Origin of the sequence: Sphaerisporangium album (assembly GCF_003323745.1) — a bacterium.
Classification (GTDB): Bacteria; Actinomycetota; Actinomycetes; order Streptosporangiales; family Streptosporangiaceae; genus Sphaerisporangium; species Sphaerisporangium album.
In genome coordinates this window covers 496,168-512,850 of record NZ_QOIL01000002.1, presented here as the reverse complement: position 1 = coordinate 512,850, position 16,683 = coordinate 496,168, and the positions used below count along the sequence as shown (strand labels likewise).

The 16,683-nt window shown below is 71.6% G+C and carries 18 protein-coding genes; 4 read left to right on the top strand and 14 right to left on the bottom strand.

Features of this window, described 5'->3' with window-relative positions; all coding sequences use genetic code 11:
- The first annotated feature begins 236 nt into the window (after positions 1–236).
- Positions 237–1,190, top strand: a complete 954-nt coding sequence (locus tag DQ384_RS04695; RefSeq protein ID WP_147268640.1) for a D-isomer specific 2-hydroxyacid dehydrogenase family protein — start codon at positions 237–239, stop codon at positions 1,188–1,190.
- 197 nt (positions 1,191–1,387) lie between these two features.
- Here DQ384_RS04695 and DQ384_RS04690 read toward each other — a convergent pair whose 3' ends face one another.
- The 4 genes from DQ384_RS04690 to DQ384_RS04675 form a co-directional block, all read right to left on the bottom strand.
- Positions 1,388–1,858 carry a MarR family winged helix-turn-helix transcriptional regulator gene (locus tag DQ384_RS04690; protein ID WP_220182770.1) on the bottom strand — a complete coding sequence of 157 codons (471 nt, stop codon included), beginning with the start codon at positions 1,856–1,858 and terminating at the stop codon, positions 1,388–1,390.
- A 94-nt stretch (positions 1,859–1,952) separates the two neighbouring features.
- Positions 1,953–2,735: an SDR family NAD(P)-dependent oxidoreductase gene (locus tag DQ384_RS04685; protein ID WP_245966247.1), complete on the bottom strand. Its 783-nt coding sequence runs from the start codon at positions 2,733–2,735 to the stop codon at positions 1,953–1,955.
- Complete coding sequence (locus DQ384_RS04680) at positions 2,719–3,543, bottom strand: oxidoreductase (protein WP_114027407.1); 825 nt, start codon at positions 3,541–3,543, stop codon at positions 2,719–2,721. The genes DQ384_RS04685 and DQ384_RS04680 overlap by 17 nt, the downstream gene beginning before the upstream one ends.
- A 477-nt stretch (positions 3,544–4,020) precedes the next feature.
- Positions 4,021–4,584 (bottom strand): TetR/AcrR family transcriptional regulator, encoded by a 564-nt coding sequence (locus DQ384_RS04675; RefSeq protein WP_114027406.1) that lies wholly within the window; start codon positions 4,582–4,584, stop codon positions 4,021–4,023.
- 97 nt (positions 4,585–4,681) lie between these two features.
- Here DQ384_RS04675 and DQ384_RS04670 point away from each other — a divergent pair, with 97 nt between their 5' ends.
- Positions 4,682–5,152, top strand: coding sequence for a hypothetical protein (locus DQ384_RS04670; RefSeq protein WP_114027405.1), 471 nt, complete (start codon positions 4,682–4,684; stop codon positions 5,150–5,152).
- A 78-nt stretch (positions 5,153–5,230) separates the two neighbouring features.
- On the opposite strand, the gene DQ384_RS04665 is transcribed toward DQ384_RS04670, so the two are convergent.
- A complete protein-coding gene (locus tag DQ384_RS04665) occupies positions 5,231–6,061 on the bottom strand; it encodes a MerR family transcriptional regulator (RefSeq protein ID WP_114027404.1) in 831 nt (276 codons plus the stop codon).
- On the bottom strand, positions 6,058–6,387 hold the full coding sequence (locus DQ384_RS04660; RefSeq protein ID WP_114027403.1) for a winged helix-turn-helix transcriptional regulator: 330 nt from the start codon (positions 6,385–6,387) through the stop codon (positions 6,058–6,060). The genes DQ384_RS04665 and DQ384_RS04660 overlap by 4 nt, the downstream gene beginning before the upstream one ends.
- Positions 6,388–6,805: 418 nt before the next feature.
- Here DQ384_RS04660 and DQ384_RS04655 point away from each other — a divergent pair, with 418 nt between their 5' ends.
- The gene (locus DQ384_RS04655) at positions 6,806–7,165 is read left to right on the top strand and encodes a nuclear transport factor 2 family protein (protein ID WP_114027402.1); all 360 of its coding nucleotides are present in this window, start codon (positions 6,806–6,808) and stop codon (positions 7,163–7,165) included.
- A 99-nt stretch (positions 7,166–7,264) separates the two neighbouring features.
- Positions 7,265–8,047, top strand: coding sequence for an aminotransferase class IV family protein (locus DQ384_RS04650; RefSeq protein WP_114027518.1), 783 nt, complete (start codon positions 7,265–7,267; stop codon positions 8,045–8,047).
- Positions 8,048–8,096: 49 nt separating this feature from the next.
- On the opposite strand, the gene DQ384_RS04645 is transcribed toward DQ384_RS04650, so the two are convergent.
- The 8 genes from DQ384_RS04645 to DQ384_RS04610 all read right to left on the bottom strand — a co-directional run bounded on the left by DQ384_RS04645 (position 8,097) and on the right by DQ384_RS04610 (position 16,378).
- Positions 8,097–8,960, bottom strand: coding sequence for a PHP domain-containing protein (locus DQ384_RS04645; protein WP_114027401.1), 864 nt, complete (start codon positions 8,958–8,960; stop codon positions 8,097–8,099).
- A gap of 239 nt (positions 8,961–9,199) precedes the next feature.
- Positions 9,200–10,117, bottom strand: a complete 918-nt coding sequence (locus DQ384_RS04640; RefSeq protein ID WP_114027400.1) for an ABC transporter substrate-binding protein — start codon at positions 10,115–10,117, stop codon at positions 9,200–9,202.
- Positions 10,118–10,141: 24 nt separating this feature from the next.
- Positions 10,142–11,317 (bottom strand): LLM class flavin-dependent oxidoreductase, encoded by a 1,176-nt coding sequence (locus DQ384_RS04635; protein ID WP_114027399.1) that lies wholly within the window; start codon positions 11,315–11,317, stop codon positions 10,142–10,144.
- Positions 11,307–12,365 (bottom strand): LLM class flavin-dependent oxidoreductase, encoded by a 1,059-nt coding sequence (locus tag DQ384_RS04630; protein WP_114027398.1) that lies wholly within the window; start codon positions 12,363–12,365, stop codon positions 11,307–11,309. Before DQ384_RS04630 ends, DQ384_RS04635 begins: the two co-directional genes overlap by 11 nt.
- Complete coding sequence (locus DQ384_RS04625) at positions 12,365–13,480, bottom strand: ABC transporter substrate-binding protein (RefSeq protein ID WP_114027397.1); 1,116 nt, start codon at positions 13,478–13,480, stop codon at positions 12,365–12,367. The genes DQ384_RS04630 and DQ384_RS04625 overlap by 1 nt, the downstream gene beginning before the upstream one ends.
- Positions 13,481–13,553: 73 nt before the next feature.
- Positions 13,554–14,288 (bottom strand): ABC transporter ATP-binding protein, encoded by a 735-nt coding sequence (locus DQ384_RS04620; RefSeq protein ID WP_114027396.1) that lies wholly within the window; start codon positions 14,286–14,288, stop codon positions 13,554–13,556.
- A gap of 46 nt (positions 14,289–14,334) precedes the next feature.
- A complete protein-coding gene (locus tag DQ384_RS04615; protein ID WP_220182769.1) occupies positions 14,335–15,306 on the bottom strand; it encodes an ABC transporter permease in 972 nt (323 codons plus the stop codon).
- Between the two features lie 4 nt (positions 15,307–15,310).
- Complete coding sequence (locus DQ384_RS04610; RefSeq protein WP_245966246.1) at positions 15,311–16,378, bottom strand: ABC transporter substrate-binding protein; 1,068 nt, start codon at positions 16,376–16,378, stop codon at positions 15,311–15,313.
- Positions 16,379–16,683: the final 305 nt, after the last annotated feature.

The window sequence follows — 16,683 nt, the reverse complement described above, 5'->3', positions numbered from 1 at the left end:
GATTCACCGCCCATTCAACGGCGCCCATTGGTGTAGACCATGACTGGTGTAGACCATTTCCAACGCCCGCCGCGTTACCGCCTCTGGAGGGAAGGGCTACAGCAGACCGCCGAGGACCCCGGAACCGATAATTGTTCACCACGCCGATCACCGCGGTCGTCAGGCCGAGCGCGGCCACGGCCGGCAGGGCCACGAGCGCGGCGTCGCCTGGAGCGATCCGCGACAGAATGTGCGTCGTGGAAGCCAGAATCGCGATAGTCGTCCCCGACGGCCCGGAAGCGGCCGCCGATCCCGAGGCCGAGCGGGTGCGCGCCGCCCTCGCGGAGGCCGTGGCCCGCGGCGGCGGCGCCGTGGTCCCGCCCGGCGCGGCGAACGGGCTCGTCTGGCTCGTCCCCGCGCGGCCCGAGCTGCTCGGCGAGACCCTGGACGCCCATCCGGGCATCCGGTGGGTGCAGTTCCCATGGGCAGGGGTCGAGAAGTACGCGGAGGCCGGGGCGTTCCGCGACGAGGTGACCTTCACCTGCGCCAAGGGGGCCTACGCCGGGCAGGTGAGCGAGCACGCGCTCCTTCTGACGCTGGCGTCCCTGCGCAACATCGCCCGCCAGGCGCGGACGCCGAGGTGGCTGCCCATGCCCCCCACTTCGCTGAGCGGCCGGACGGTGACGATCCTGGGCGGCGGAGGCATCGCCGGGAAGCTCGTCCGGCTGCTCCAGCCGTTCGGATGCCACATCACGGTCATCCGCCGCCGTCCGGACAAGCTGGACGGCGCCGACGATACGCTGCCGCCCTCGGCCCTGCACGCGACGCTTCCCGGCACGGACGTGCTGGTGCTGGCGCTCGCCCTCACCCCTGGTACGAGGCACGTCATCGGCCGCCCGGAGCTGGAGCTGCTCCCCCCGCACGCCGTGATCGTCAACGTCGCCCGCGGCGCCCACATCGACACCGATGCCCTGGTGGAAGCGCTGCGGGAGGACCGCCTCGCCGCCGCCGGCCTGGACGTGACCGACCCCGAGCCGCTCCCCGGCGGCCACCCTCTGTGGGACGACCCCAGGGTGCTGATCACCTCACACTGTGCCGACTCCCCGGAGTACGTCACGCGCATGCTGTGCGAACGCGTCGAACGCAACGTCCGCCACCTCCGCGACGCCCACCCGCTGGAAGGCGTGATCGACCCCACCGCCGGCTACTGACGCCACGCTTCGCACCGACGACTTCCCCGACCCCGGCGACGTTGGCGGCGAGGTCCAGGCGGCCGAACTCGGCGACCGCGCGGGCGACCATGGCGGCCACGGACTCGGGATCGGACACATCGGTGCGCTGAGATGAATGGCGTTCACCTCTCCGGGAGCCGGCCCGTCGTGATGCTGGCGAGCGCGCGCGACCCGCCCTAGTCGTCGATCGGCTCGGCCGCCAGGGCCTCGAGCACCTGCTCGGAGACGTCTGCCAGGGCGTCGAGCTGCCGCGGGGTGACCACGTCGAACAGCACTCTGCGAACGTGGTCGAGATAGCCCGGGATGGCCGCTTCGATCGTGTTGCGGCCGGTCTCGGTCAGATGGATGCGCATGCCACGGGCGTCCTCTTCGCAGTGGACGCGAGCGACGAGGTCCCGCTTCATCATCCTCGTCACCTGATGCGTCAGCCGGGTTTTCTCCCAGCGCAGTGCCGCTCGCAGTTCGAACATCCGGAGGGCGCCGATCTCGGACTGCTGCAGCGTGCTCAGGACGGCGAAGTCCGACAGTGAGATGCCGGAGTCGTTGGTCAGCTCGCGATTGAGGTGGCGACGGAGGTCTTCCTGCATCGTGAGGAAGCCGTACCACGCGCGACGTTCGCGATCTGACAACTGCTCCGCCTCATTCACCGCGCCATGCTAGCACTCAGGGTGACAAGTCATCCGTCTGATGGTCGCCAGCGGGGTGCGGCCGAGACGAGGGCCGAGGCCGCACCCCGGGTGACTACAGCGGGAGGCCGCTGTAGTCCGCCTGTCCGGCGATCTGACCACCGTCGACGACGAGGTCGCTCCCGGTGATGAAGCTGGACTCGTCCGACGCGAGGAACAGCACCGCTCGCGCGATGTCCTCGGGTTCCCCGACCCGCCCGAGCGCGATCGCGCTGGTGTCGAAGACGACTCCCTCCGTCATCGGTGTCCTGGTCTGGCCGGGGTGCACCGCGTTCACACGGATTCCGTGCACGCCCAGCTCCAGCGCCGCCGACTTGGTCAGACCGCGCACGCCCCACTTGGTGGCCACATACGGCGACATCCTTGGCACACCTTGGAATGATCCGACCGAGCTGATGTTGACGATCGAGCCGCCACCGGCACGCTTCATCGCGGGGAGCACGGCCTGGATGCCGTTGAAGACCCCGACCAGGTTGACGTCGATCGTGCGCTGGAGGCGATCGAGCGCCCACTGCCCGATCAGCCCCGGGTCGGCGATGCCGGCGTTGTTGACGAGGATGTCGACGGCGCCGAAGCGCTCCTCGACCTCCTGGACCGCCGCGGCCCACTCGTCTGCGGATCGCACGTCCATGGGCAGGGCGATGACATCGGGACCGAGCTCGTCCGCCAGCCTGCGCGCCCCCTCGAGGTCGACGTCGACGGCGGCCACACGGGCGCCCTCCTCGGCGAGCAGCCGCACGGTTGCCGCGCCCATGCCCTTCGCGCCGCCGGTCACCAGCGCAGTCCTGCCCGCGACACGGCCGACACGGCCGGCGGTCGTCTCAGAAGTCGGTGCCACGGGACACCTCCTCCCATGCCACCCGGTCCTGCTGCGTCCTGTCCGCGTCCGCGGTCAGCCGATCGAATGCGTCATTGCCGAGCGGCAGGCGGACGGGCGTGTCCTCGGCCGCCAGTGCCGTTAGCAGCGCCGCCGCGACCCTCTCCGGGTCACCCGGCTGCTGTCCGGTGACCTCCGCCACGTGCTTACGGAGCCCCCCGACGGTTGCCTCGTAGTCTGCGATGCGCTCGGACTCGCTGATCGCCGGGCCGGCGAAGTTCGTCCGCATCGCACCGGGCTGACCGATGAGCACCTTGATCCCCAGGGGCGCGACCTCCTGTGCCAGCGCGACCGAGAATCCCTCCAGCGCGAACTTCCCGGCCGAGTACGCCGACATCCCCGGGACCGAGAGCTGGCCGGCCAGGCTGCTGATCTGCACGATCGCACCACTCCGCTGCGCGCGCATATGCGGCAGGACCGCGCGCGTGAGCGCGGCCGGGCCGAAGAAGTGCAGCTCCATCAGACGACGCAGCTCGGTATCGGACGTCTCCTCGACCGCGCCGATATGGCCACGACCGGCCGCGTTGACGAGTACGTCGATGCGGCCGTGCCGCCGGACCACGTCGGCCACGACCTCGTCGACGCGGCCGAGGTCGGTCACGTCGAGCTGCACGGTATCGACTGCATCGCCGTGGGCGTCGGCCAGCACCGCGGCGCCCGCCGTGTCGCGATCGGTGGCGACGACGACGTCCCCTTCTTCCAGTGCGGCGCGCGCGACCTCTCGACCGAGGCCCGACGCAGCCCCGGTCACGATCCAAATCTTTTCCACGAGAAGATCTCCTTCATGGGTGATACGTCACCCTATACGAAGGATGATGCATCACCCATATGGGGAGCGCAAGTGGATTTCTCCTGGGTAGGGCAGAACGATGTGGCAGCAGATACAGTGATGCGTCAACTTCGCCGACGGCGACCGTGCGCTATGGCGCCACCCCTGCCTCACGCCGACGCCACCCCGAGGCAGCGCAGCTGTACGCACAGTTTGCTGTGCGCCATTGGCACTCAGATCGGCGTCTCCCAGCCGCCGAGGTCCTGGTAGATCCGGTCGCGGAGGCTGCGCACCTCTCGATTGAGGTAGGCGAGCTCACCGGCGGTTCGCCCCGACGACTCCAGCAGCGCGTCACCGAGGCACCCCGCCTTGCCGCGACCGCATCGACGATCTCCGCGGCCGACGGGCGACGTCGTCGCCGATCATGTCATCAGCGAACGGCATGACCTCTTGCCTCCGCGACGATGCATCGAGGGCTCATCTCGCCCCGCCCGAAATGACGAGCGAGTCGAGGATCGCGTCCCGCACGCGCTCCGAGAGCTCCCAGTGCGGGTCGCCGTCCAGCTCGGAGATCAACGTCAAAATCACACCCGTGCTCGCCGCCAGGATCATCCTCGCCGCCTGCGCGGGATCCACCGCCAGGACCGACCGCGCCCGCTCGAGTGCCTCCAGGAGCATCTGCTCCACGACGCTGACGACGCCGCATCGATAGCCCGGCTCGACCCGGGCGTAGATGTGCGCGTAGAACGCGGGGTGCTCCACACCGAACCGGACGTGCGTGTCCCACGCGCGCGCGATCGCCGAGATCCGGCCGGCCTCGTCGGCGGGGGCGGGGTTGTCCTGGAGAAAGCGCCGGAACCCGTGGCTGACCACCTCGTCGAGGAGAGCCTGCTTGCTGCCGAAGTGGTGATACAGCGTCGGCGCCTGAACCCCCGCCTTCTCGGTTATCGCGCGCGTGGAGACCGCGCCCCCCTCGGCGTGCTCCAGGAGCTCCGCGCCGACGAGCAGCAGCCTGTCCCGAGTCGAAAGCTCCTTCGTCATACCCCTAGTATAGCGGTGCTATATGGTGTGTAGCAGCGCTACATTGAGCCGATCGCTCAGGAGCAACCCGGGCGATCTCAACCGAAGAAGGAAAAAGATGCAGTACTACCAGGTGTTCATCAGCGCGGAGCAGACCGCGCAGGCCCATCGCATCCTCGATGCGCTGATGGCGAAGCAGCTCGTGCTCGGCGGACCCGTCGTGGGCGGCCCGGCCAGGTTCCTGTGGAACTTCAAGGAGAGCGACGTTCCTGCGGAGATGCGCGAGCACAAGCTGTTCACGCTCGAGCAGGACTACAACTACATCATCACCTACACGCGTGAGGACCTGAAGGCGGAGCTCATCGACGTCGCCGAGTCGGCATCGCTGGAGGAGGTCTGCATGATCTCCTTCCTCCCCATTGAGACCAACCGCTCTCTGAAGGAGCTTCTCGACGCGACGTTCGAGGGGCGCGGCGGCGATGTCACCCCGGAGCCGGTCGACGCGGTCGCGGCGCTCACGTTCGTTCCCAAGGAGGTCGTGCCGACCCGGACCAAGAGCTCTACCGGAGCCCCCGGCACCCGTCGCTGACCAGCAGGACGGTGCGACCGCCCTCGGCGTGATCACACCCCGGACGCTGGGCGCCTGCCGCGCGCCCAGCGTCCGCTTCTACCGGGTGACGCGGAACACGGGCCATCCGATCTCGACGATCGCGTCCGCGTCCGGGCCGGGCAGGCCCTTCAGATACGTCTCGCGGATGGGTGCGTCGATGCTCAGCTCGTGGCGGGCGACGTGCTCGCCCAGCGCGGCGTAGACCGCCCTGACGCTCTCGTCCGGCCCGTGGCTCGTCGCCACGGCGAGTTCCACGGCCGGCAGCGTGACCGCTCGCACGCGTCCCATGGTCTCGAGCTCGCTTCCGCTGTCGACCGGCGCATAGAGCGCGGCCATCCCCCTGCCGTCGAGGAACAGCTCCGTCGACCACAGGCCTCCGAAGGCGCCCGCCACGGGAACCCGCTCCGCCTCGACGACCCGCGCGAGCTCACGCATCGCGGAATCGAACCACGGGCTCAACTCCGGCAGATCGATGACCTCCTGGACGACCAGGGCATCGGTCGGAGGAACCGTCCGGTGGGCGATCGGGATCCGCGGCGAGGCGTCGTCGAGGATGCGCCTCAGCGACGACAGGGCATCCGAGGTCTTCCGCAGCCGCGCCTCCAGGCGCGCCGCGTGCCCTTCGATCCGGGCCGCCCTGGACGCCACATCCGAAGTGGAGACGATCTCGCGGATCTCGTCCACCGGGACGTCCAGCTCCCGGAGGGTTCGGATCACCTGCGCATCGATCAGCTGGTCGACCGTGTAGAGGCGGTAGCCGTTGACCGGATCCACCGAGGCCGGGGCGAGCAGCCCCTCACGGTGGTAGTGGCGCAGCGCCTTGGCGCTCAGGCGAGTCGCCCGCGAGAAGTCACCGATCGTCATCAGCGACCGATCCGAGCTGATCACGATCCGGGAACCTGCGGGCCGCCGCCGTCGCCATCCGCCACGAGGTCTCCATCGTGGCGCTCGTCATACGCCTGCTGGGCTCTGATCACTTCGTCGACATGGGATTCGGCCCACTGCCGCAGCGCGATCAGCGGCTCGCGGAGCGTGCGGCCGAGCGGAGTGAGCCGGTACACCGCGGACGCGTCATCCGGGTCGGGCCGCGCGATCATCCCGTCCCTCTCGAGCGCACGCAGGGTGTCGATCAGCACCTTCTTCGAGATGCCCCCGATCTCCCGGTGGAGATCGCCGAACCGCCGTGGACTGCGATCCAGCAGGATCACGATCATCGCCGTTCACTTGTTCGCGATGCGCGCCGGCGACTCCCGAGAGGGGCACTTCGCGGAGAACACCGTCCACTCGACCTGGGATACGTCTGGCTGGGACACCCTGACCTCCGGTGGTCACGTTCAAGCAACCGGCACCCGCCGGGAACCATGAGAACTCCCACAAGTCTACGAAGACAGGAGAACGCGATGACCGCGATGTGATCCAGCGCTACGGTGCCGCCGCGGCGGCCGGCGACATAGAGGCGCCGGCCGCCACCCCTCGGCTCTCTGCGCGGCCACGACTTGACCTTCCCCTTGGGGGAAGGCCGACCTTTGAGGCATGCGCCCCGCCGCGTCCATCCTCGGAACCGAGATCGTGATCGACGGCGGAACCCTGAGAACGACCTAGCACCCACCACCCACTGAAAGGAGAGCCATCATGAGCGAGACCCCCTATGTCCCCTACGCGCCCGAGAAGCTGCCGGCCGTCGTCCGCCACTACCTCGAGACCCACCGGGACGGCGACCGCGAATCCCTCACAACCGTCTTCACGCCGGACGCGAAGGTCACCGACGAGAACATCGAGTACGCGGGGATCGACGCGATCCGCAACTGGCTCGCGAAAGCGGCGAGCGAGTACACCTACACGACCGACTACACGCAGCAGACCGAGCACTCTCCCAACGGATGGACCGTGAAGGCCCACCTGGAGGGCGACTTCCCGGGAGGCGAGGCCGACCTCCGGTTCCAGTTCCAGCTCGAAGGCGACAGGGTCAAGGAGCTCGTCATCGAGCCGTGACGAGGCCGCTGCATGTAGCCGGCTCACGCGCACGCCTTCGGCGAACATCGGGAATCACGGGGTGAGGGGTGCCCGGGGAGGTGTCAGGATGGGCCGATGATGGAGTTGAACGGACGGCCCGTCGGCGTCGAGGAGCTTGGGGCGCTGGCGCTGTACAACTACGGGCACTTCACCACCATGCGGGTGGAGGACGGGCGCGTCCGGGGGCTGTCGCTCCATCTGGAGCGGCTGCTCGGTGACTGCCGCGTCCTGCACGGCGCCGAGCTCGACCTCGACCGCGTCCGCCATCTGGTCCGGCGCGTGACGGCGCCCGGCACGCCGGTGATCGTGCGTGTCACCGTCTTCGATCCCGAGTTGGACGTCGCGCGTCCGGCCGTCAAAGCCCATCCGGAGATCCTGGTCAGCACCCGGCCGGTCCCCGGCGACCTGCCCCCGCTCGCCCTCGGGACGGCCGAGTACCAGCGCGATCTTCCGGAGGTCAAGCACTCCGGGCTGTTCGGGCCGGTCCTCCACCGGCGGTTCGCCCTGGCCGGCGGGTACGACGACGCGCTGTTCACGGACGCTCGGGGACGGGTGACCGAGGGGCCGACCTGGAACATCGGCTTCGTCCGCGAAGGCCGCCTGCTGTGGCCGGAGGACGACCGCCTCCCGGGCGTGACCATGCGGCTGCTCCAGCGGGTCGCGGAGCGCGTGGGCATCCCGTCCGTCACGGCCGCCGTCGACCTCGACGACCTGCCCGGCATGACGGCGGCGTTCGTCACCAGCTCGGCGATCGGTGCGCGTCCCGTGCGCTCGATCGACGGGGCCGAGCTTCGGCCGGACGAGCCGATCGTGACCACCCTGCGCCGCGAGTACGCCGCCCTCCCGGGCGAGCCGATATAGCCCGACGCCGGACCCTCCGCCACGGGCCGCCGTCCCGTCCGCCGTGGGATCACGGCTTCGGGGGGCCGTAGGCGGGGGGTGTGCCGGTGGCGGTGGCGATCAGGTCCTCGTAGACGTCGGGGGCGGTGGTGTAGGCGCCGAGGCGGACGGTCTTGTTGTCGCCGTGGTAGTCGCTGGAGCCGGTGACGCGCAGGCCCAGGTCGCGGGCCAGCACGCGCACGTGCGCGGCGTCCTCGGGCGAGTGGTCCGGGTGGCCGGCCTCGATGCCCCACAGGCCCGCGCCCGCGAGGCCCACGATCAGCGCGTCCGGCAGGACGTGACCACGGCTGCCCGCCATCGGATGGGCCAGCACGGACACGCCGCCCGCCTCGCCGATCAGCCGGATCGCGGTCAGCACGTCGATGTCGGTCTTGGGCAGCCGGTAACGCCCTCCCAGCCATTCGGGGCCGAACGCCTCGTCCACCGAGCCGACGAGGCCGCGCGCGACCAGCGCGCGGGCGATGTGCGGGCGGCCGACCGTCCCTCCGGCCACCAGCCCGCGCACCTCGTCCATGGTGAGGTCGACGCCGTCGGCGTTCAGCAGCTCGACGATCGCCTCGGCGCGCAGGTCGCGGGAGCGGCGTACGCGGGCGAGTTCGGCGGTCAGCTCCTGGTGACCGGGGTCGAACAGGTAGGCGAGCAGGTGCAGGCCGATGGACGGCTCGCTGCGGTACCAGCGGCCCGACAGCTCGGCGCCGAACACCAGCGTCAGCCCGGGCGGCACCGCCGGCGCCGCCCGGTTCCACCCGGCGGTGGTGTCGTGGTCGGTGAGCGCGATCACGTCCAGCCCCGCCTCGGCCGCCTCCCGCATGAGGAGCTCCGGGGCGTCGGTGCCGTCGCTCGCGGTGGAGTGCGTGTGCAGATCGATCCGCATGCTCCGAGCCTGTCAGCAATCAGCCTCGGATGGTGAATCGGCCTGGTGAGGAGGGAGCCGGACGCGCACGGCCCACCCCGGGCCAGGCCTCGTTCGCGGGGAAGCCGGGAGGCGGGAGATCCGGCTCGCAGGACGTCCGGCCCTTCGGGAGGCGCGGGCCGGGGCTTCGAATCGGCCCGGCCCGCGCCTGTTCCGCCGGGGCGAGGTCTCGGGCCCCGCCCCGGGGTCGGAGGTCGCCGTCAGTGGGGGCGGGTGGACTCCACCAGGCGGTTGAGTTCGGGCAGGACGGCCTCGGAGACGCTGATCTTGCGGTCGATCAGGCCGCTCGCGTGGAAGAGGTCGGCCGCGCGCTGCTGCTCGGCGACGAAGTCCTCGGTGACCGGGTTCAGGCCGAACGGGCGGTGGCGCAGCGCGTGCTCCCAGGCGTCGAGGTCTCCCCCGTCGTCGGCGGCGAAGAGCTCGGCCGCGGCCCGCGGGTTCTCCTTGATCCACGCGTCGGACTCCTGCAGGGCGGCGACGATGGCGGCCAGCTCCTCGGGGTGCCGCTCGGCGAAGTCACGCCGGGTGAACCACAGCGAACGGTGGCTGAACAGCCCGTCCGTCGCCACGAGCTCCCGGACGCGCGTCTCCCGCTCGACCCGGGTCAGCGAGGGGTAGGAGCCGACCCAGGCGTCCACCTCGCGATCCAGGAAGACCTGCGCGGCGTCGCCGTGGACGTCCACCGGCTCGATGTCCTTCCAGGTGAGCCCGGCGCGGTCGAGCGCGAACAGCAGCAGCGTGGTCTGCCACGAGCCGTGCCCGAGCGCGACGCGCCTGCCCGCGAGGTCCTCCAGGGAGTGGATCGGCGAGTCCTCGTGGACGACGAGCCGCCCGTTCTCGTGCCGGGACCCGGAGATCGCGACGTACACGATGTCGTGCCCCTTGCCCTGGGCGGTGACGGGCGGCGTGGAGCCGGTGCCGATGAAGTCGTACCCCCCGTCGAACAGGTGGTCGCCGTGCAGCGAGGGCAGCGCCTTCCTGGGGTCGGGACGCTCGCCGGCGGGCAGGTCGCGCAGGTCGACCCACTCGACGCCGGGCAGGGACCGTTCGAGGATGCCACGGGCGCGCAGGACCCACAGCGAGTTGTTGTTGGGAAAGTAGCCGACACGGACGCTCATCAGATGGTCCCTTTCTCTACGGATCTACATGGAGACAGATGATTCGCGCCCCGGACCAGCCGTGCCGGAGGCGCGGCCATGGGCACGACCCTTGAGGAGCGGCAGCACCTCTTCGCCGACGCGGTACGCCTCCTCCAGGTGCGGCACGCCCGCGAGGATGAAGGCGTCCACACCGATGCCGATCAGCTCGTCGAGCCGTTCGGCGACCTGCTGGTAGCTGCCGACGAGCCCGAACGCCGGCCCGCCGCGCAGCAGGTGGAAGCCGCCCCAGACGTTGGGCGAGACCTCCAGCTCGCGGTGGTGGCGCACCGGCCAGGAGACGAACGACTGGCTGCGCAGCCATCCGACCGAGTCGCCGTCCGGGCCGGTCAGCGCGGACGGGTCGACGTGCTCCCAGCCGCGCCGGACCTCGTCCCAGGCGGCCTCCTCGGTGTCGCGGGCGAGCACGTCGATGCGCACCGCGAACCTGGGAGCGCGTCCGATGGCGGTGCTGTGCGCGCGTACCTGGTCGAACTTGGCGGCCAGGTCGGGGAACGGCTCCAGCCACGACAGGTAGTAGTCGGCGTGGCGCCCGGCCGCCTCGATCGCGGCCTTGGACGACCCGGAGAAGTAGATCTCCGGGAACGGCTGCCGGGCGAGCGGCTCGGGCAGTCCGGCGCCCTCGACGCGGTAGAACCGGCCCTCGTAGTCGAACGGGCCGCCGCCCCAGACGCCCTTGAGCACGTCCAGGAACTCGGAGGTGCGGGCGTACCGGTCGTCGTGGTCCACACGGTCGCCCCACCAGAGCTGGGCGGGGCCGCCGCCGCCGGAGATGATGTTGTAGACGACCCGCCCGCCGGTGGCCCGCTGGAGCGTCGCCGACATCCGCGCCGCCTGCACCGGGTGCAGGAAGCCCGGCTGGTAGGCGATCATGAACCGGTAGGTCGTGGTCTCGCGGGCGAGGGCGGCGGCCGTGGCCCACGGGTCGTCGGTGAACGGGAACGACGGCAGCAGGCCGCCGACGAAGCCGGAGCTCTCCGAGGCACGGGCGACGTCGGCCATGTGCTCGACGTAGGAGTACCCGTCGCGGCGGCCGTCCCGCACCCCGGGGGCCAGGCTGCCCGGCACGACCGGCGCCCACTCTCCCCTGCTGGTCACCCGGCGGCGCAGGGACGGCTGGTCGCCGTGGGTGCCGATCCGCCAGTAGATGTCAATGGACACGCTCGATCTCCTTCGCGAACAACGGCAGCAGCCGCTCGCCCAGCCGGTAGGTCTCCTCGACGGCGGGCCGCGCCTCCAGCACGAACGTCGTGACCCCCTGGTCCAGGTAGCCGCGGATCCCGGCGGCGACGGTCTCGTACGACCCGACGAGGCCCAGTGGGGTGGACCCGCCGATCGTGGCGAAGCCCGGCCACAGCCCGGTCCGGGGGTCGGGGCCGGGCGGGTCGCCGGGGGCGCCGGCGAGGGCCCACAGCCCGCGGACGCCGGCCCACGCCTCGTCCTCGTCCTCGCGGGCCAGGACGGGCACCCGCAGGCCGTACGCGACCTCGCGTCCCTCGGCCGCCGCGCGCTCCGACAACGCGGCGACGCCGGCCGCGACGTCCTCGCCCGCGGTGAAGAGGTGCACGTCGGCGTGGCGGGCGGACAGGGCGAGCGCCTCGGGGGCGGTGCCGCCGAGGTGGACGCGCGGGAACGGCAGACCGGAGTTCGGCGACTGGAAGCCACCCGCGAGCACCTGGTAGAAGCGGCCTTCGTGGGTGTAGCCCTCCTCGTGCCAGACGCCCTTGGCGACGGTCAGGAACTCCTCCGCCCGCGCGTACCGGTCCGCGCCCGTCAGGAAGTCCCCCTGGGAGCGGGCGACGGCGGGGTCGAGATCCACGTCGAGCTGCCAGCCCAGCCTTCCCTCGGCGAAGCGCTGGAGAGACGCGGAGAACTTGGCCGCGTACACGGGCGTCGCCACGCCGGGGTGGAATCCGGCGACGACGCGCAGGTGACGGCTCTGCCGCAGCAGCCCCGCGGCCACGACCAGCGCCTCCTCGCCCTCGGGGTCGAACGGCACCAGCGCGCCGCCGACGGTGGCGATCTCGGCGGCCCTGCCCACCTGGGCGAGGTGGTCGGAGGGGCGGGACGCGCCGGCGCGGGGGTCGGTGACGAAGGACGGGAGCGGGCGGCGCGCGTCCGGCCGCCAGTCGCCCCGGTCCTGCCGGCCCGGCTCGCGCCCGTCGCCCCGCGTGGGGACGGTGACGAGGAATTCGGGGCTCGCGGCCATCACGCCACCGCCCCGGCGATCTCGCCGCGAAGCCCGGCAGACCCGGACACGGCTTCCGAGACGGCCCCGGGCACGGAGGCGGCGTCGCCCGCGAGGGCGCCCAGCTCCTCCAGCCGTTCCCTGGCCGCCGCGAGCGGCTCGGGCGCCACCCACGCGTCCAGGTCGAAGTCGGCGTCCAGGAAGCCGTGCACGAGCAGGAAGTTCTTCTGGACGCGCAGCAGGTCCACGCGCTCGTCGGACAGGTCGGGGTGCAGGAAGTGGTGGAAGTCGCCCCGGTAGGCGGTGGCCACGGCGTCCGCGCCCGAGCGGGTCTCGGCGGACAGGATGTCGCGCACCCTGCCGAGGTCGCCCCGGGCCCAGTCGGCGGCACGCAGCGTCTGTACCAGGAACCCGGTGACCAGCTCCGGCCGCTCCTCCAGGAGCCGCGCGTGCACGGTGATCGGCCTCGGGGTGCCGTTGTTGACGCGCGTACGGGGGTCGGGGTGGGCGTCCAGGTCGACGGCGACGACCGCGCCGATCTCGGCGGCCTGCTCGGCCGCCCGCGCCCCCTTGGCGTACACCGCGTCCACCTCGCCCCGGGCGAGCTCGGCGATGCCGGGCCAGGAGAACGCGCGGGCGTCCGCGTCCCGGCCCACCGACGGCCTGGTCTGGGCGGCGACCTCGGCGAAGGTGACGTCGTCCAGCGTGAGCCCGGCCTGGGACAGCGCGCCCTTGAACCCGTGCAGGGCCATCGCCCTCGGGAAGCTCTTGGCCCGGGTCTCGGCCCAGCCGGGCAGCGCCACCCGGGCGCCCGCCAGCCCCGCCGCGTCCGTGATGCCGGAATCGGCCCGGACCAGGATGGACTGCCATTCCTCGATCCAGGTCAGGCCGATCAGCCGGGTGGGAGCCCCCGCCGAGCGCGCGGCCAGCGCCGGAACGTTGCCGCCCTCGCGGAGCAGCCCGAGCAGGCGATGGTCGAAATGGTGCTCCGCCAGCTCGGGGCCGGCGTCCTGGAGGATCCTGATCTCCAGGCCGGCGACCCGGAACTCCTCGGCGAGCCACCCCTGGTTGTGCGCGAGGCCGCTGGCGGTGGGGACGGGGCAGCGGGTGTACCAAAGCTTGTCTACGGAGGTCATGCGACTCCTTCGGTCATGACGGACAGGCCACGCGGACCAGGACGGGCCACGCGGACCAGCACGGGCACGCGGATCAGTGGGCGGCGGCGGTGACGCCGAGGTGGGTGAGGAACAGACGGCGGTGGGCGGTGAAGCCGGGGGTGTCCCGGTCGCGGGGGTGGGGCAGGTCGATGGCCTGGTCGACGGCCAGCGCGCCCTCGCGCAGCACCACCACGCGGTCGGCCAGCCGGACGGCCTCGTCCACGTCGTGCGTGACCAGGACGACCGCCGGGCGGTGCCGCGCACACAGCTCGGCGACCAGTTCCTGCATCTGGAGCCGGGTCAGGGCGTCGAGCGCGGCGAACGGCTCGTCGAGCAGCAGCACCTCGGGGTCGCGCACCAGCGCCCGCGCCAGGGCGACGCGCTGCGCCTCCCCGCCGGACAGCGTCGCCGGCCACGCGCGCCCGTACCCCTCCAGCCCGACCTCGGCCAGGGCCCGGCGGCCCGCCTCCCGCACGGAAGACGGCAGACCGAGCGTGACGTTGGCGAGGACGCGCCGGGCCGGGATGAGCCGGGGCTCCTGGTACACGGTCGTGCGCCTGCGGGCGGCGAGGACCGTCCCGGCGTCGGGAAGCTCCAGGCCGGCCAGGATGCGCAGCAGGGTGGTCTTGCCGGTGCCGCTCGGCCCGAGCAGCGCGAAGAACTCGCCGCGCCGGATGTCCAGGTCGACGCCGTCCAGCACCGTCTTGGCGCCGAACGACTTGCGCAACCCTCTGACCCGGATCGCGAGGCCGTCCGGGGCCTCGCCCGGGAACACCGGTTCGCTCATCGGAACTCCTCGTGGACGTTTTCCCGGCCACCGGTGGCGCGCCGCCTCATCGGGCGACCACGTGGCCGCGCCACGGCATCGCGACCCGCTCCAGCAGCCGGATCGCGCCGTCGAAGACGAGCCCGAGCGCGGCGTAGACGAGGATGCACAGCACCATGTAGTCGGGACGGAAGTACTGCTGGGCCAACGTGACCAGGTAGCCGATGCCCTCGGTCGCGCCGATCTGCTCGGCGGCGATCAGGCCGGTCAGCGAGACCGAGAGGCTGATCCGCAGGGCCATCAGGATGCTCGGCAACGCGCTCGGGATGACGACCCCGAGGGCGAGCCGGTGTCCGCGCAGCCCGAACCCGCGCGCCGCCTCGACGACCTTGCGGTCGACGTTCCTGACCCCGAGGTAGGTGTAGGCGTACATGGGGATGGCCGCCGCCACCGCGATCAGCACGATCTTGAAGGTCTCGCCGACCCCGAACCACGAGATGAACAGCGGAACCAGTGCGAGGAACGGCACGGCGCGCAGCATCTGCATCGTCGGGTCGACCAGCTCCTCGCCGACCGCCGAGATGCCCGCGGCCACGCCGAGCACCAGCCCGAGCCCGCCGCCCGCGAGCACGCCCAGCCCGGCGCGGTGCCCGGAGGCGAGCAGGTAGCCGGTGAGCTGGCCGGTGGCGATCAGCTCGCGCAGCGCGCCGGCCACCGCGGACGGCGCGGCGAGCACGTCCGGGGGGATCCGCCCGCTCGCGGACCCGTACCACCACGCGGCGAGCAGCAGCAGCGGCACCGCGATCCGTACCGCGACCGAGAGCGCGGCGGGACGGCGGCGCGCCCCGAGGAACCTCGGCGCCTCCAGCCCGCGAGCCTCCTCCCGTGCGGCGGCCGGGGACTCCGGCGCGGACCCGGAGACGGACACCGCCGTGGACTCCGGCGCGGACCCGGAGACGGACACCGCTGTCGGCTCCGGCGGGGATCCGGGAAGGGCGGTCGCCGTCTCGTCCGGTTGGTGGAGTCTCTCGATGGTCACGGCGTCACCCCGAGGCGGCGGGGGTCGAGCCGGCCGCCGCCTTCAGGTCGAACAGCACGTCGTCCGGCCGGATCTCGGCGGTCACGACCCCGTACCGGCGGAACAGGTCGGACACCGCGCGGATGTTGGCGCCGTCCTCCTTGGCGGCGTACCGCGGGATGTTGGCGTACCGGGCCGTGGCGATGTCCAGGTCGAGCCGCGCGCCGGTGACGGCGGTGGGCCCCTGCGTGAGGAAGACGTTCTCGAACTTCTCGGGCGTCTTCCTGGCCTCCTCGGTCAGCTCCTGGAGCACCTCCAGGTAGACGCGGACCGCCTCGGGGTGCCGTCGCAGCAGCTCGTCGCGCGCCGCGAGGATCGTGAGGTCCTTGTCGTCCAGGTCGCGGCCGTGGACGAGCACCCGCGCGCCCTTGGCCACCGCCTCCGGGTAGGCCTTGACGATGGCCCACCACGCGTCCACCTTGCCGGTGGCGAAGGCCGCGGCGCCCTGATCGGGGTTCAGGTAGACCCGCTTGACCTGGTCGACGGGCACCCCGGCGTCCTCCAGGGCGAGCAGGAGCAGATATTCGCCCTTGCCTCCCTTGTTGACCGCCACCTGCTTGCCCGCCAGGTCCTTCACGGACGTGATCGGGCTGTCGGGCTTCACGACGAGGCCGTCCGTCTGCGGCGCGGAGGGGTCGGTGATGGGGTCGGTGACCGAGAAGATCTTGATGTCGGGGCTGTTCGCCAGGTATCCGACGGCGGGCGAGATGGCCCCGGCGAGGACGTTCACCGACCCGGAGTGCACCGCGTCCACGGTCGCCGTGAAGGAGGCGTACGAACCGCCCCACTCGACCGTCGCGCCGACCGCCTTGAGCCGTTTCTCCAAGATGCCCTCGCGCTTGGCGTAGGCGAGGGGCCCGGCATTGCCGGGATCCTGCAGCTTCAGGACCGCCCCGCCGCCTCCGGAGGACGATCCGCCGCCCGCGGCGGAGGAGGTGCCGCACGCGGCCGCGAGGCCGAGGACGGAGACGGCGAGCGCGACGGCGGCGACGCGTCCGTACGGACGGCCGGACCGGCGGTGCGCACGCGGCACGCGGATTTTCCACATGGTGACAAGCCCCTAACACGATGAGAGGACAGGCGGGACCGGCGGCGACCGGCCGCAGGGCATGGGTGGGAGACCTCCGGGACGGAGGCCTTCAGAGAGGGGTGAGGAGAAGAGGAGAGGCGTCGTCTACCAGCGCGAGGACCGCGCGAGACGGATCACGTTCACTGACAGAGGCTGCTGTCCACGTGCATGAAGTCGATCGCGCGCCGGACGGTCAAGTTCACAATCGGCACAATGCCTATATTTCAGGTAGGTAATAGGTAAGTCAAGGCACATCTCGCATTCCAAGA